Genomic DNA, 13,668 nt, shown 5'->3' with positions numbered 1-13,668 from the left:
GGTCAGACGGGGCTTGACCCTTTCCTTTAAGAGATTAGGGATCGCGCGCAGAAAAAACGAGTCATTTGTCGGGCAAGCGAGCCCGTGGCTGGAGACGCAATTGGAACGACCTGACCTCCCGGTGGGGCTGCCGGCCGACATCGAGCAGAAGAAGATGAAGGCCCGCCTCTGGTTCGAGGCGCTGCGCGAGCGCATCTGCGCCACGTTCGAGCAGATCGAGCAGGAGCTTCAGGGACCTCTGTCCTCATGGTCGCCCGGTCATTTCGAGAAGACGCCCTGGGAGCGCGACGAGGGCAAAGGCGGCGGCGGCACCATGTCGATGATGCGCGGCCGCGTCTTCGAGAAGGTCGGCGTGCACACCTCGACCGTCCACGGCGAATTCTCGCCGGAATTCAGGAAGCAGATCCCGGGCGCCGAGGAGGATCCGCAATTCTGGGCGAGCGGCATTTCGCTGATCGCGCACCCCTGGAACCCCAACGTGCCGGCTGTGCACATGAACACGCGCATGGTCGTGACCACGCGCCACTGGTTCGGCGGCGGCGCCGACCTGACGCCGGTTCTCGATCGCCGCCGTACCCAGGACGACCCCGACACGCTCGCCTTCCACCGCGCCATGCAGTTCGCCTGCGAGAAGAACGCCGCGGTCGCCGATCACCCGAAATTCAAGGCGTGGTGCGACGAGTACTTCTTCCTGCCGCACCGCGACGAGCCGCGCGGCGTCGGCGGCATCTTCTTCGACTGGCTGCATTCGGACGAGGACAAAGGCGGCTGGGACGCCGATTTCAATTTCGTCCAGGACGTCGGGCGCTCTTTCCTGGTCGTCTATTCCCATCTGGTGCGGGGCAATTTCAACCAGAACTGGACCGACGGCGACCGCGACGAACAGCTCATCCGGCGCGGCCGTTACGTCGAATTCAATTTGCTTCACGATCGCGGCACCATCTTCGGCCTGAAGACCGGCGGCAATGTCGCCTCGATCCTGTCCAGCCTGCCGCCCGAGGTAAGATGGCCGTAAAAATCCGGTGAGCGGGACGCCGGCCGCATTGATGTCCCATTCGCCGAAACATGGCGGCCAATGTGGCGGCTTCGATTTCTTTTTCGTCTAATATCCTTTTGAAAAAATTGATCTATTTAAGGTTGCCGGGTCGGGATGCGCCGGCGGTCCATCTGCCACGGGCCGCGACCCGACGCGTCCGGACGGCCCTGATCGAGAGGGGTGCCTTCCCATACGGTGCCCGCACTCCAGGAGAGCATGCCATGCGCAAGCTTATTGTGACGGCAGCAGCCGCTGCCTTTCTCGCCTCCGGTGGCGCCGCGTTCGCCGCGGTCAAGCACACCACGGGCACGGTCAAGAGCTTTGATGGAACGGCCATGAGCCTTGTTCTGGACAACGGATCGACCTTCACGCTGTCCAAGGCCTTCAAGGATCCGGGCATCAAGCCGGGCGAGAAGGTCCGCGTTTCCTGGGATGTGAGCGGCAAGAACAAGATTGCCGAGGCCGTCAAGATCATGAAGTGACGGCCCGTCGGGCTTTAGCGAGATCAGGCAACAAGGAGGCGGAGCAGCACAGCTCCGCCTTTCTGTTTCGTCGGCACTTCGACCGGCTTGCGAACGGCGCGACTCTTGACGCAACCGAAGCCGGCGACATGTGTTATGGTTGTCCACATGAGCAATTCCGGGAAAAGTGCCCGGCGGTTTTCCACGCGGGATTGCGCAACAATAGCTGGAGCGGTCGAGGCTGAACCGCCACGCAGCGAGGAAAGGAAAACCCATGAAGGAATTCCAATGCGGAACGCTCGTCCCTGGCTGTGACTGGCATACGCGCGCCGAGGAAGAGGCGGAAGTCATGCACCGTGCCGTCGAGCACATGCGCGAGACCCACGGCGAAACCATCATCCGCGAGACCATGATCGAGGCGATCCGCTCGCGTATCCAGAAGGTCCGCGACGCGGCCTGAGGCATCCGGTCGCCATTTCGTGCGACCACCAGCAAAGACGGCGAGCGGAATGCAGCCTTTGGAGCAATTCCAGGAAAAGTGTGAGCGGTTTTCCGTCCGGAATTGCGTAAAAACAAGGAGATAGGGCGTTTCACCGTTTCCCTGAAACGGTGAAACGCACCAAGCGCATCTCGCTTCGCTTGCGTCCCGACCGCCGGCGACGGCCCTGCTTCGCCGAATTCAAGCAAAAACTTATATTCGTATCAGCTTGGATAACCCCACGGTAACGTTCTCCGTGCGAACGTCGAGCGCATGATCCGGTCACAGTCGGTTGCCCGAGGGGCGCTTGCCACAAGGCGCTGTCCGGATCCGGTGGGGCGGGGTGCTTCGCGCATGCGCGAAAAGTCCGACAATCGAAGCGGTTCCGGCGCAGCAACGCTTCTGTTGTGCGCGTTCCTCGGCGCATCGCCGGCAATCGCGCAGGAAATGACCACGTCGCTTGTCAACATCCACCAGGGGTCATGGCTCAGCGACCGCGCAAGGGGCCTCGGCACTGGCGGCTACGAGTTGCAGGATGGGACCTGGGTCTCGTTCAATCGATGGTACCGCTCGACCTGGATCGACCTTCACGTCGACTTTCTCACGCAACTCACTGAAAACAACGGCATCCTGTGGGGCGTAGGAACCGGGGAAGAAGGCGAGAAATACCGCATTGCGCCGAGCCTTAAGCTTGGCTTCCTTACCCAGACACATCCCAATCCGAACAGCACGCTGTCTCTTTCGGTTACCTCGACCTTCGGCGGCAACCTGACCGAAAGGCCCTGCGTGGCCGACTACGGGGATCTGGGCACCTACAGCGTCAACTGCCGGCTCGCGGCCGGCGAGACGGCGCCTGAGGAAACCCTGAAATACCTGGTTAACGCAACACCCGAGAGGCTGCGCCTGTGGCTCAACTATCGTGTTACTTTCTGACCGCCGGGAGGCCAGCATGCGAGGTCTTCCTGCTTTCCGCATTCGCAAATCGTCCGTCCTCGTTCCTGCTTGACCGGGAGTAAGACCATGACTGGTAATTTCTGGAAGTTCGGCATCGCCGCGGCACTCACCATTCTACCGGCATGCCTGGCGTCGGCGCAGGAAGCCCTCGACGCGGACCAGACGGCGGCGCTGTGCCACGGCGCCGGCTCCATCTGCGTAAGCGCAAAGATACAGGCCGCGCGAACGACGCAAGCGGTGCAGAGCTGGATGAGCCCCGACGTCGGCGCGGCATGGGCTGCGGGCTACAAGGGCAAGGGCGTCACCATCACCATCGTCGACGACTTCAGCAGTTCATCGCGCTTCTCCGGCAATTTCGGCATCGGCACGCAATACCAGCGGCACGGCGAATGGACGCGCGAGGAAGCGAGCATGATCGCTCCCGCGGCGACCATCCGCTCCAAGGATTTCTCGACTGGTTCGGTCGTTGCGCTGGCGGGCGGCCGCAACGTACTCAACCTCAGCTATGGCATGTATGCCAGCGCCGGCTACGGCGTGAACCAGATCGGCTGGGCGCCGGAGGAGGCGTCGATCATTTCCTACGCCACCAAGGGATCGGCCATAGTCTCGAAAGCGGCCGGCAACGACGCGATCGCCGTTGGCGGTGTCACCAGCGGCCAGCAGGACTATCTCGACCTTGCCCTGATCGGCAAGCCGACGGCCATCTTCGTGGGCGCGCTGTCGACAAACGGCACGACATCGAACAAGGCCGAGCTTGCCTGGTATTCCAACTATGCCGGCTCCAACACGGGCGTGCAGAGCCACTTCCTGGTGGTGGGGGTCGAAGGCGACAAGACCGGTCTCTACGGCACGTCCTTCGCCGCGCCGATCATCTCCGGCTACGCGGCGATCATCGGCAGCAAATTCACCAAGGCGACGCCGGTTCAGATCACCAACGACCTGCTCAACACTGCTCGTACCGACACCCTGGTCAATTACGACCCGTCCGTCTACGGCAAGGGCGAGGCAAGCCTTTCGCGCGCCCTGGCTCCTGTGGCGATACATTGACCGGCCCGGCCTGCAGTTTTAAGCCTCGAGTGCTTGCGCGGCGCGTTTGAGCAGCGCGCCGCGATCCAGGGCGAATCCGGACTCCACCCATTCCCTCTCGAGATTTTTCAGCGTTGCGCCAAGCTTCGGGCCGGGCGAGGCGCCGAGTTCGGCGAGATCGGCGCCCTTGATTGGAAACACCGGTTTTTCCCATTTCAAGGCGAAATTGAGCAGGCGCGAGAAACCGCCGGCTGCCATCATGGCCTGATCGTCCTCGACGGCGCGTGCGCGCGCGGCGGCGAGCGCGAGCCGCAGCCGATCGACGAAGCCTTCGCGGTCGCCGAAATAGAGCTTTTTCGAGAATTCCGTCTCGGTCGTCTTGGGCTCAGGCTGAGCAGTCAGCGCCCAGTGCCGCAGGCGCTCGCCTTCGCCGGTCGAAAATCTCAGCCTTTCGGCAAGCGTCTTCATGCGCGCGGCATCCGGCGGAACGACAGCCTCCAGTCTGAGCAGCGGATCGGCATCCCAGCCTAGATCCTTTTCGGTCCTGACCAACCCGTGGATGGCGTCGATGCCCCATTTCTCGCTCTCCGGCAGCACCGCCGTGAGAACGCCCGCCTGGCGCATCCACAGCAGGGCGCGTGAGGGATCTGGCGCCGAAAGCAGCTTCTTCAGTTCGGACCAGACGCGCTCGGCCGAAAGCCTGCCAAGCCCGTCCTTCAGCCTGGCGCAGGCCTTCAGGCCCTCGGCATCGGGCCGGCCGTCGCCATACCAGGCAAAAAAGCGGAAGAAGCGCAGGATGCGCAGATAATCCTCGCGGATGCGTGCTTCCGGATCGCCGATGAAGCGCAAACGCCGCGCCTCGATATCGGCGACGCCGCCGACAAGGTCGACGACCGTTCCGTCGGCTTCGGCATAGAGCGCGTTGATGGTGAAGTCGCGCCGCTCGGCGTCTGCCTTCCAGTCGCGCCCGAAGACAACCTTCGCTCGCCGGCCGTCGGTCTCGATATCGGCCCTGAGCGTCGTCACCTCATAGGCCTTGCCGCCGGCGATCGCCGTGACGGTGCCGTGCTCGATCCCGGTCGGCACGGTCTTGAAGCCGGCGGCCTGGGCGCGGCGGATCGTTTCCTCGGGCACGGTCGTCGTGGCGATGTCGATGTCGGCGACTGGCTGGCCGATCAGCGCGTTGCGTACCGCTCCGCCGGCCACGCGCGCCTCCTCGCCGCCCGCCGTCAGCGCGGCGAGCAGCTTCTGCAGATGCTTTTCGCCCAGCCAATCGGCCTGGCCGGAGAGAGACACCTCGGCGCTCACGCATATAGCCTTTCATAGAGGGTGCGGATGATGCCGGCGGTGACGCCCCAGATGCGCTGGCCGCCAAAGGGCATCTCGTAGAAGAACCATTCGAGGTCGTTCCACATGCGGCTGTCGCGCGCGTGGTTGACGGGGTCCATCAGGAAGCGCAGCGGCACCTCGAAGGCGGCGTCGACCTCGTCGGCATTGAGCGTCAGCGAAAAGCCCGGCCGCACCACGGCAAGCACCGGCACGATGCGGTAGCCGCTGCCTGAGATATAGTCGGGCATACGGCCGATGATTTCGACGTGGTCGCGGTCGAGGCCGATCTCCTCGAAGGTCTCGCGCAGCGCGGCGGCCTCGGGGCCGGGATCGGTCGGATCGATGGTGCCGCCGGGAAAAGCCACCTGGCCGGAATGGCTGCGCAGCTTCTCGGCGCGCTTGGTGAGCAGCACCGTGGCGCCATCGGCGTGATCGATGACCGGGATCAGCACCGCGGCGTCGCGCAGCGGCTTTATGTGCTTCAGCCTGGGGTGGCCCGGATTGAAGCGATGATCGCCGAACTCGTCGCCGGGCTCAGCCTCGGCCTGCGCCGCGACGCGGGCGCGGAAATCGGCGATCGAGAACGGCACCGGCCCCACCTGGTCCATCATGCGCTCAGCCGCTCGAGTTTCGCGGCCGGCATGATCGGATAGACCTCACCGCCGGAGCGGACGGCGAACATCGCCTTGCCGTCGACGTCGATCCTTTCGCCGTGCTCGACCAGTTCATACATCACCGGCCGCGCCACCAGGGCTTCCAGCCGTCCGCGCACCAGCACATAGGGCTTGAGCCCGCCGGTCGTGTCCTCGTCGACGAAGCGCAGCGGATGGCCGGGCCCAGCGGTGACCACGTCGCCGACATTGGTGCGGAAGGTGATGACCTGCCCATCGCCGGTCCCCGACACGTTCATCTCGACGGCGATGAAGGGTGCGTCGGCGACGCGGATGCCCACGCGCTCCACCGGCGTCACCAGATAGGTCTTGCCGTCGGCGTCCTTGCGCAGGACGCTCGAAAAAAGCTGCACCAGGGGCATGCGCCCGATCGGCGTGCCGAGATAGAACCAGGTGCCGTCGGCCTTGATCTCCATGTCGAGATCGCCGCAGAAGTCCGGATTCCAGCGCTCCACGGGGGCCGGTCCCTTGTCCGCGCGCGCCGCCCGCGAGATCAGCGCCTCCAGCCCGCGCGCTTCGGTGGCGCCGGTCAAACTCTGCCCGCGATGTCCGGAATGATCGGTCATGGTCACGAAATAGTCACTGTTGTTTCGCTTGTCAGCCTAAGCCTGTGATTTAAGTTCAAACGCAGGCGCCAGGCGAGGCCGAATCGCGGCATTCTGCGACCCTGAGGGTGCAGGCCGGTGTTTCCAACCACAAGGATCGAACGGCATGAGCGTGATGATCAAGGAAAGCCCGTTGAGCGACAAGGCGATGATCGAGCAGGCCGAGAAGGCGCTGGCCGACATCTCGAAGGTGCGCGACGCCGTGGGGCGCGTGATCTTCGGCCAGGAAGCCGTCGTCGAGCGCACGCTGGTGGCGCTGCTGGCCGGCGGCCATGCGCTGCTGGTCGGCGTGCCGGGCCTCGCCAAGACCAAGCTCGTCGAGACGCTCGGCATCGTGCTCGGCCTCGATTCCCGCCGCGTCCAGTTCACGCCCGACCTGATGCCCTCGGACATCCTCGGCTCGGAAGTGATGGAGCAGGACGAATTCGGCAAGCGCTCCTTCCGCTTCATCTCGGGGCCGATCTTCACCCAGCTTCTGATGGCGGACGAGATCAACCGCGCCTCGCCGCGCACACAGTCGGCGCTGCTACAGTCGATGCAGGAATATCACGTCACCATCGCCGGCGTTCGCCACGACCTGCCCTCGCCTTTCCACGTGCTGGCGACGCAAAACCCGCTGGAGCAGGAAGGCACCTACCCGCTGCCGGAGGCCCAGCTCGACCGCTTCCTGATGCAGGTCGACATCCTCTATCCGGAGATCGAAGCCGAACGGCGCATCCTGCTCGAAACCACCGGCGTCGAGGAGGCCAGGGCCGACAATGTGCTGCAGCCGGCAAGGCTGAAGGAGATCCAAACGCTGATCCGCCGCATGCCGGTGCCGGAAAGCGTCGTCGAGGCGATCCTCAAGCTAGTGCGCTCGGCCCGTCCCGGCCAGGGCATTGTCGACACTGACAGGCACGTCGCCTGGGGCCCCGGTCCTCGCGCCAGCCAGGCGCTGACACTGTGCGCCAGGGCGCGCGCGCTATATGATGGCAGGCTGGCGCCGTCGGTCGACGACATCCGTGCCTTGGCCGAGCCGGTGCTGCAGCATCGCATGGCGCTGACTTTCGCCGCCCGCGCCGAGGGCACGTCCGTGCGCGACGTGGTGGCGAAACTGGCAAAAGGCATCTGATGGGTCGAATAGGCGAGGTCCAGGCACCGGTTGCGACGCGCGACGCGCTCGCCCGTGGCCGGTTGCGAGCCTCTTTGGTGCCGGACCTGCTGGTCGAGGCGCGCCGCATCGTCAACACCGTGATCGCCGGCTGGCACGGCCGCCGCAAGCGCGGCATCGGCGAGAATTTCTGGCAGTTCCGCCCCTATGTCGAAGGCGATGCCTCGCGCATCGACTGGCGCCGCTCCGCCCGCGACGACCACACCTATGTGCGCGACCGCGAGTGGGAAGCGGCTCATACCGTCTGGCTCTGGGCCGACCCCTCCCCCTCCATGCTCTACAAATCGGCGGGAGCCGGCGTTTCCAAGGAATCGCGCGCGCTGGTTCTGGCGTTTGCCATGGCCGAGCTTTTGTCGCGCAGCGGCGAGCGCATTGCCTGGCCGGGCCTCACCGACCCGTTCACCGCCCGCAACGGCGCCGAACGCATCGCGGCCCAGCTCAGCCATGCCGGCGCGCTTCCGGCCAAGCCGGATCTTTCGGCCATCCGCCGCTTCTGCGACATCGTCATCGTCAGCGATTTCCTCGACCCGGTCGAGGAAACCATGGCCTGGCTCGACGTGCTCGCCCGTCACGGCGTGCGCGCGCATCTGATCGAGGTCGCCGACCCGGCCGAGGAGACCTTCCCCTATGCCGGCCGCACCGAATTCACCGATCCCGAGACCGGCGACAAGCTGACCGCCGGCCGCGCCGAAACGCTTAAAGACGAATACCGCCTGCTCTACGCCGCCCGCCGCCAGGAACTGGCCGGCTGGTGCCAGCGCCTCGGCTGGAGTTTCACCGTCAACCACACCGACCGCCTCGCCTCCGATGCGCTCGTGCGGGTCCACATGGCGATGACCGCCGACAGCAGCCGCCCAGGGCTTACCGCCGGTGGCAGTCATGCAGGGCTGACTGCCGGCGGCAGTCATGCAGGGCTGACCGCCTATGACGGTCATGCACGGCTGACGGCCGATGGCGGTCATACCGGAAAGGCAGTCGTATGAGCTGGCTGCCGCTCTCCTTCGGCGCGCCGATGGTGCTGTGGGGTCTGCTGGCCCTGCCGGTGATCTGGTGGCTGCTGAGGCTGACGCCGCCCCGGCCGCAGACCGAGGTCTTTCCGCCGCTCAGGATCCTCGCCCGCGTCTTGAGGCGCGAGGAGACGCCGCATCAAAGCCCGTGGTGGCTGACGCTGCTTCGCCTGCTGATGGCGGCTCTTGTCATCACCGCGCTTGCCGAACCGGTCTTCAATCCGCGCGAAAAACTGCCGGCGGAGGGCTCGGCGCTTGCGCTGGTCATCGACAATGACTGGGCGAGCGCCGCCGACTGGGGCAAGCGCGTCGCCACCGCCGAGCGGCTGATCGCCGATGCCGGCTCGAACGGCGTGCCGGTGGTCATCGCCTTCACCGCCGAGAAGCCGAATGCCGAGATCGGTCCCTTCGATGCATCCGCCGCGCTCGACCGCCTGCGCGCGGCGAAGCCGCGCCCGATCCCGGCCGAGCGCCCCGCCGTCTATGCCCGCGTCGCCGCCACGCTGCAGCGCCTGCCGGGCGCCAGCGTCGCCGTGCTCGCCGACGGCCTTGCGGCCAATGGCGACGAAGCGGCCTTCAAGACGCTTCTGGAAAAAAATGCCACGAGGCTGATCTGGGCCGCCTCGGACCGGGTTTCGCTCACCGGCCTGACGGGTGCCGACAATCAAGTCGACGGTTTCACGCTGACCGCCATCCGTGCGCCGGGCGATCCGGCGCCGGCGCAGGTCACGGCGGGCGCCTTCGACGACAAGGGCCGCCGCATCGCCGACGCGACGCTGACCTTTGCGCCGGGCGAGACCACCGCCATCGGAATGATGAAGGTGCCGTTTGAATTGCGCAACGACTTCGCCTCGCTAGCGCTCGATGGCGAGCATCAGGCCGGAGCCGTGCGCGTGCTCGACGAGAGCTCCAAGCGCCGCCGCGTCGGGCTACTTTCGCAGGCCGAGGCAGACCAGGCGCAGCCGCTTCTGTCGCCGCTCTATTACATTCGCCGCGCCCTGCAGCCCTTCGCCGATCTGGTCGAGCCGTCGAGTGCCGATCTGGCCGATGCCATTCCACAGCTTCTCGACCAGAAGCCGGCCATGATCATCATGGCCGATGTCGGCACCATCCCCGCGCAGGTCCGGCAGCGACTGGTCGATTGGGTGAACAATGGCGGCACGCTGGTGCGCTTTGCCGGTTCGAGGCTGGCCGCCGCCGGCAATGACGATGATCTCTTGCCGGTCCGGCTGCGCAGCGGCGAGCGCGCGCTGGGCGGTGCGCTGTCCTGGACGACGCCGCAACAGGTCACCGAATTTCCCAAGAACGGCCCGTTCGCCGATCTCTCCCCGCCGGCCGAGGTGACGGTCAGCCGGCAGGTGCTGGCCGAACCCACGCCCGACATCGTCGAGCGCACCTGGGCCACGCTTGCCGACGGCACGCCGCTGGTCACGGGCATGAAGAAGGACAAGGGCACGCTGGTGCTCTTCCATGTCACGCCGGAGGCGACCTGGTCGAACCTGCCGATCTCCGGCAGCTTCGTCGAAATGCTGAGGCGCGTGGTGCAATTGTCGCGCAACCAGGGCGCCGCGATCGCCAATGCGGAGGCTGCCGCCGCATCCTTGGCGCCCTATCGCATGATCGGCGCCGACGGCACGCTGGTGCCGCCGACGCCCGACGCGCGGCCGCTCGTGCCCGCCGCCGGCCCGCTGCCGGTGACGCTGGAAAACCCGCCAGGCCTCTATGGCTCGGAAACCGGCGTCTTCGCGCATAACCTGCTCAACCCCTCGAGCACGTTCACGCCGCTTGCCCGGCCGCAGATCTCGCTGCCGGTGACCGCCATTCCCTACGCCTTCGACGAATCGGAGAACCTGAAGGGCCCGCTGGTCACATTGGTCCTGTTGCTGATGGTGCTCGACACGCTTGCGGTATTCTGGATGGGCGGGCTGTTGTCGCGCCGGCCGCGCCGCGCCGCGGCGACCGCCGCTGCCGTGCTGGTCGTGCTCGGCGGGCTCTTCGGCCACGCAGACCTTGCCCGCGCGGACGATTCGAAGCCCGGCGATTCCCAGGCCATCGAGGACATTTCGAAAACCCGGATCGCCTATGTCATCACCGGCGAACCCGGCGTCGATTCGATCAGCCGCGCCGGCCTCGAGGGTCTCACCCGCTTCCTGATCGAGAAGACCGCGCTGGAGCCAGGCCCACCGGCCGGCGTCGATATCTCGAAGGACGAGCTGACCTTTTATCCGCTGATCTACTGGCCGATCGACGCCACAGCCCCTATCCCGAGCGAAGCGGCAATCGCCCGCATCGACGCCTATATGCAGCAGGGCGGCACGGTCCTCTTTGACACGCGCGACCAGTTCGCCAACGGCATCGGCGCCGGCTCGACAAGCCCGGCCACCGAGCGGTTGCGCGACATCCTCTCCAATCTCAACGTGCCGCCGCTGGAGCCGGTGCCGTCGGACCATGTGCTGACGAAGTCCTTCTTCATCCTTCCCGAGTTTCCCGGGCGCTTCAACGGCAGCCCGCTCTGGGTCGAGGCCTCGCTCGACGCCAGCAATACCGAGAACCGTCCCGTTCGCACCGGCGACGGCGTGTCGCCGATCATGATCACCGGCAATGATTTCGCCGGTGCCTGGGCCGTCGACGAGAACGGCGATCCGATGCTGCCGACCGTGCCGCCGGATCCGATGCAGCGTGTCTACGCGCTTCGCGCCGGCGTCAACATCATGATGTACATGCTGACCGGCAACTACAAATCCGATCAGGTGCACGTGCCCGTCCTGCTCGAGCGGCTGGGGCAGTAGGTCATGAACTGGTCGATCTCCTTCGAGCCGCTCGTTTCCTGGCCGTTGTTGGGACTTGTCATCGCGCCGCTCCTGCTGCTTGCGCTGACCGGCCTGTGGTTCCGTCAGCGCGGCTCTGTCCTGCGCTTCATCGCCCTGCTCGCACTGGGGGCTACGCTGCTCAATCCCGTTTTCCTCGATGAGGAACGCGAGGCGTTGAAGAGCGTCGTCGCCGTCATCGTCGACCGCAGCCAGAGCCAGGACATCGGCGACCGCACCAGGCAGACCGACGAGGCGCTGGCGGGCCTTCAGGAGCGTCTCGGCCGGTTCAAGCAATTCGACGTCCGCGTGGTCGACGCCGGCAAGTCCGAGGCCGCCGACGAGCGCACCGAAACCAGGCTGTTCGGCGCGCTGGAAAGCGCTTTCCGCGACGTGCCGCCCTCGCGCATCGGCGGCGCGATCATGATCACCGACGGCGAAGTGCATGACGCGCCGGCCGGCCATCCGGAGTTCAACGCGCCGCTGCATGCGCTGATCACCGGCAGTGAGCACGAAAAGGACCGCCGCATCCGCTTCGAGAACGCGCCGCGGTTCGGCCTCGTCGGCAAGCCGCTCGACATGAGCTACCGGGTCATTTCCACGGAAGGTGAGGGCAGCCCGGTCGACGTCAGGGTCTCGGTCAATGGCGAGCAGGTCTCGGTCGAGCATGCGACCGTCGGCCAGCCGATGAAGCTCGAGGTCACCATCCCCAACGCCGGCCGCAACATCGTCCAGCTTTCGATCGATCACGAGCCGGGCGAGCTGACCGACGCCAACAACCGGGCCATCGCGCTGGTCGACGGCATCCGCGACCATCTGCGCGTGCTTCTGGTCTCCGGCGAGCCGCATGCCGGCGAGCGCACATGGCGCAACCTTTTGAAATCCGACGCGTCGGTCGACCTCGTCCACTTCACCATTCTGCGCCCGCCGGAGAAGCAGGACGGCACGCCGATCAACGAGCTCTCGCTGATCGCCTTCCCGACGCGAGAGCTGTTCGTCGAGAAGATCAAGGATTTCGATCTGATCATCTTCGACCGCTATCAGCACCGCGACGTGCTGCCGATCCTCTATTACGACTACATCTCCGAATATGTCGAAAAGGGCGGCGCGCTGCTGATCGCGGCCGGCCCCGAATATGCCGGCGAAAGCTCCATTGCCCGCACGCCGCTGATGTCGGCCCTGCCCGCGATGCCGAGCGGCGAGGTCGTCGACAAGGCCTTCTATCCGCGCCTGACCGATCTCGGGCAGCGTCACCCGGTGACGCGCGGGCTCGAGGGCTCCGCCACTGAGCCGCCGCACTGGAGCCGCTGGTTCCGCACCATCGGCGTCAAGAATCCCGAGGGCGAGGTGGTGATGAAAGGGGCCGACGACCGCCCCCTGCTCGTGCTCGACCGCAAGGGCGAAGGCCGGGTCGGCATGCTGCTTTCCGACCAGGGCTGGCTGTGGGCGCGCGGCTTCGAGAACGGCGGGCCGCATGTCCAGCTCTACCGGCGCATCGCCCATTGGCTGATGAAGGAGCCTGAACTTGAAGAAGAACGGCTGACCGCCGACGGCCGCGGCATGGTGCTGGAAATCCGCCGCCAGACGATGAGCGACGATCCCGGCCCCGCCCAGGTGATCACACCTTCCGGCAAGGCGATGACGGTCAAGCTGGAAAAAGCCGAACCAGGGATTTTCACGGGCAGCCTGCAGACCAGCGAGATCGGCCTCTATCAGGTCGGCAATGGCGACCTCACCGCGCTCGCCCATGTCGGCCCGATCAACGCGCCTGAATTCTCCGACGTCGTTTCCACCGAAGACAGGCTGAAGGCGCCGGCCGAGGCGACCGGGGGCAGCGTGCGCCGGCTCGCGCCATCCTCCATGCTCGGCAATCTCGCCGGCGGCGTGGTGCTGCCTTCGATCGTGCCGGTCCGTTCCTCGGGCGCGGCATCGGGCAACGACTGGATCGGGCTTCGCACCACCGGCGACAGCACGCTGAAGGCCGTTTCGCGCGTGCCGCTGTTCGGCGGCTTCCTCGGCCTCGGCCTGCTGCTCCTGGCAATCGGCTCGATGTGGTACCGCGAGGGGCGGTGATCCTTCTACCTCTCCCCTTGTGGGCCTGTTGCGTAATTGGCTGGTTGTGATTCTCTGAGTTGGAACTCGGA

General features: G+C 65.8%; 12 protein-coding genes. 9 read left to right on the top strand and 3 right to left on the bottom strand.

The window, feature by feature from the left end; all coding sequences use genetic code 11:
• Positions 1-100: 100 nt before the first annotated feature.
• From hemF to EJ067_RS25855, 5 genes are all read left to right on the top strand, one after another.
• Positions 101-1,015 carry an oxygen-dependent coproporphyrinogen oxidase gene (gene hemF / locus EJ067_RS25875; RefSeq protein WP_126088016.1) on the top strand — a complete coding sequence of 305 codons (915 nt, stop codon included), beginning with the start codon at positions 101-103 and terminating at the stop codon, positions 1,013-1,015.
• A 50-nt stretch (positions 1,016-1,065) separates the two neighbouring features.
• Positions 1,066-1,518: a DUF1344 domain-containing protein gene (locus tag EJ067_RS35535; protein WP_245468042.1), complete on the top strand. Its 453-nt coding sequence runs from the start codon at positions 1,066-1,068 to the stop codon at positions 1,516-1,518.
• 253 nt (positions 1,519-1,771) lie between these two features.
• Complete coding sequence (locus tag EJ067_RS25865; RefSeq protein ID WP_126088015.1) at positions 1,772-1,957, top strand: DUF1059 domain-containing protein; 186 nt, start codon at positions 1,772-1,774, stop codon at positions 1,955-1,957.
• Positions 1,958-2,329: 372 nt separating this feature from the next.
• The gene (locus EJ067_RS25860; protein ID WP_126088014.1) at positions 2,330-2,908 is read left to right on the top strand and encodes a hypothetical protein; all 579 of its coding nucleotides are present in this window, start codon (positions 2,330-2,332) and stop codon (positions 2,906-2,908) included.
• Between the two features lie 87 nt (positions 2,909-2,995).
• Complete coding sequence (locus tag EJ067_RS25855; protein WP_126088013.1) at positions 2,996-3,976, top strand: S8/S53 family peptidase; 981 nt, start codon at positions 2,996-2,998, stop codon at positions 3,974-3,976.
• 18 nt (positions 3,977-3,994) lie between these two features.
• Here EJ067_RS25855 and EJ067_RS25850 read toward each other — a convergent pair whose 3' ends face one another.
• From EJ067_RS25850 to EJ067_RS25840, 3 genes are read right to left on the bottom strand one after another with little or no spacing between them, the layout of a single operon-like run.
• On the bottom strand, positions 3,995-5,263 hold the full coding sequence (locus EJ067_RS25850; protein ID WP_126088012.1) for a CCA tRNA nucleotidyltransferase: 1,269 nt from the start codon (positions 5,261-5,263) through the stop codon (positions 3,995-3,997).
• Positions 5,260-5,892, bottom strand: coding sequence for a CoA pyrophosphatase (locus EJ067_RS25845; protein ID WP_126089741.1), 633 nt, complete (start codon positions 5,890-5,892; stop codon positions 5,260-5,262). Before EJ067_RS25845 ends, EJ067_RS25850 begins: the two co-directional genes overlap by 4 nt.
• Positions 5,892-6,521 carry a DUF1285 domain-containing protein gene (locus tag EJ067_RS25840; protein WP_126089740.1) on the bottom strand — a complete coding sequence of 210 codons (630 nt, stop codon included), beginning with the start codon at positions 6,519-6,521 and terminating at the stop codon, positions 5,892-5,894. The genes EJ067_RS25845 and EJ067_RS25840 overlap by 1 nt, the downstream gene beginning before the upstream one ends.
• A gap of 145 nt (positions 6,522-6,666) precedes the next feature.
• Between EJ067_RS25840 and EJ067_RS25835 the strand changes: the two genes are divergently transcribed.
• The 4 genes from EJ067_RS25835 to EJ067_RS25820 are packed head-to-tail and all read left to right on the top strand — an operon-like array spanning position 6,667 to position 13,597.
• Entirely contained in the window at positions 6,667-7,671 is a 1,005-nt protein-coding gene (locus EJ067_RS25835; RefSeq protein WP_126088011.1) for a MoxR family ATPase, read from the top strand.
• The gene (locus tag EJ067_RS25830; RefSeq protein WP_126088010.1) at positions 7,671-8,693 is read left to right on the top strand and encodes a DUF58 domain-containing protein; all 1,023 of its coding nucleotides are present in this window, start codon (positions 7,671-7,673) and stop codon (positions 8,691-8,693) included. The genes EJ067_RS25835 and EJ067_RS25830 overlap by 1 nt, the downstream gene beginning before the upstream one ends.
• Complete coding sequence (locus EJ067_RS25825) at positions 8,690-11,506, top strand: DUF4159 domain-containing protein (protein WP_126088009.1); 2,817 nt, start codon at positions 8,690-8,692, stop codon at positions 11,504-11,506. Before EJ067_RS25830 ends, EJ067_RS25825 begins: the two co-directional genes overlap by 4 nt.
• Before the next feature lie 3 nt (positions 11,507-11,509).
• Entirely contained in the window at positions 11,510-13,597 is a 2,088-nt protein-coding gene (locus tag EJ067_RS25820) for a hypothetical protein (RefSeq protein ID WP_126088008.1), read from the top strand.
• Positions 13,598-13,668: the final 71 nt, after the last annotated feature.

This window comes from Mesorhizobium sp. M1D.F.Ca.ET.043.01.1.1, from assembly GCF_003952385.1.
In the GTDB taxonomy this organism is placed as follows: Bacteria; Pseudomonadota; Alphaproteobacteria; order Rhizobiales; family Rhizobiaceae; genus Mesorhizobium.
This window is presented reverse-complemented; position numbering and strand designations above follow the sequence as displayed.

Excerpts from the sequence above, each read along its gene's own strand:
- EJ067_RS35535 (WP_245468042.1), top strand. The coding sequence starts at position 1,066 with ATGGCGGCCAATGTGGCGGCTTCGATTTCTTTTTCGTCTAATATCCTT.
- EJ067_RS25865 (WP_126088015.1), top strand. The coding sequence starts at position 1,772 with ATGAAGGAATTCCAATGCGGAACGCTCGTCCCTGGCTGTGACTGGCAT.
- EJ067_RS25860 (WP_126088014.1), top strand. The coding sequence starts at position 2,330 with ATGCGCGAAAAGTCCGACAATCGAAGCGGTTCCGGCGCAGCAACGCTT.
- EJ067_RS25855 (WP_126088013.1), top strand. The coding sequence starts at position 2,996 with ATGACTGGTAATTTCTGGAAGTTCGGCATCGCCGCGGCACTCACCATT.
- EJ067_RS25845 (WP_126089741.1), bottom strand. The coding sequence starts at position 5,892 with ATGGACCAGGTGGGGCCGGTGCCGTTCTCGATCGCCGATTTCCGCGCC.
- EJ067_RS25840 (WP_126089740.1), bottom strand. The coding sequence starts at position 6,521 with ATGACCGATCATTCCGGACATCGCGGGCAGAGTTTGACCGGCGCCACC.
- EJ067_RS25835 (WP_126088011.1), top strand. The coding sequence starts at position 6,667 with ATGAGCGTGATGATCAAGGAAAGCCCGTTGAGCGACAAGGCGATGATC.
- EJ067_RS25830 (WP_126088010.1), top strand. The coding sequence starts at position 7,671 with ATGGGTCGAATAGGCGAGGTCCAGGCACCGGTTGCGACGCGCGACGCG.
- EJ067_RS25825 (WP_126088009.1), top strand. The coding sequence starts at position 8,690 with ATGAGCTGGCTGCCGCTCTCCTTCGGCGCGCCGATGGTGCTGTGGGGT.
- EJ067_RS25820 (WP_126088008.1), top strand. The coding sequence starts at position 11,510 with ATGAACTGGTCGATCTCCTTCGAGCCGCTCGTTTCCTGGCCGTTGTTG.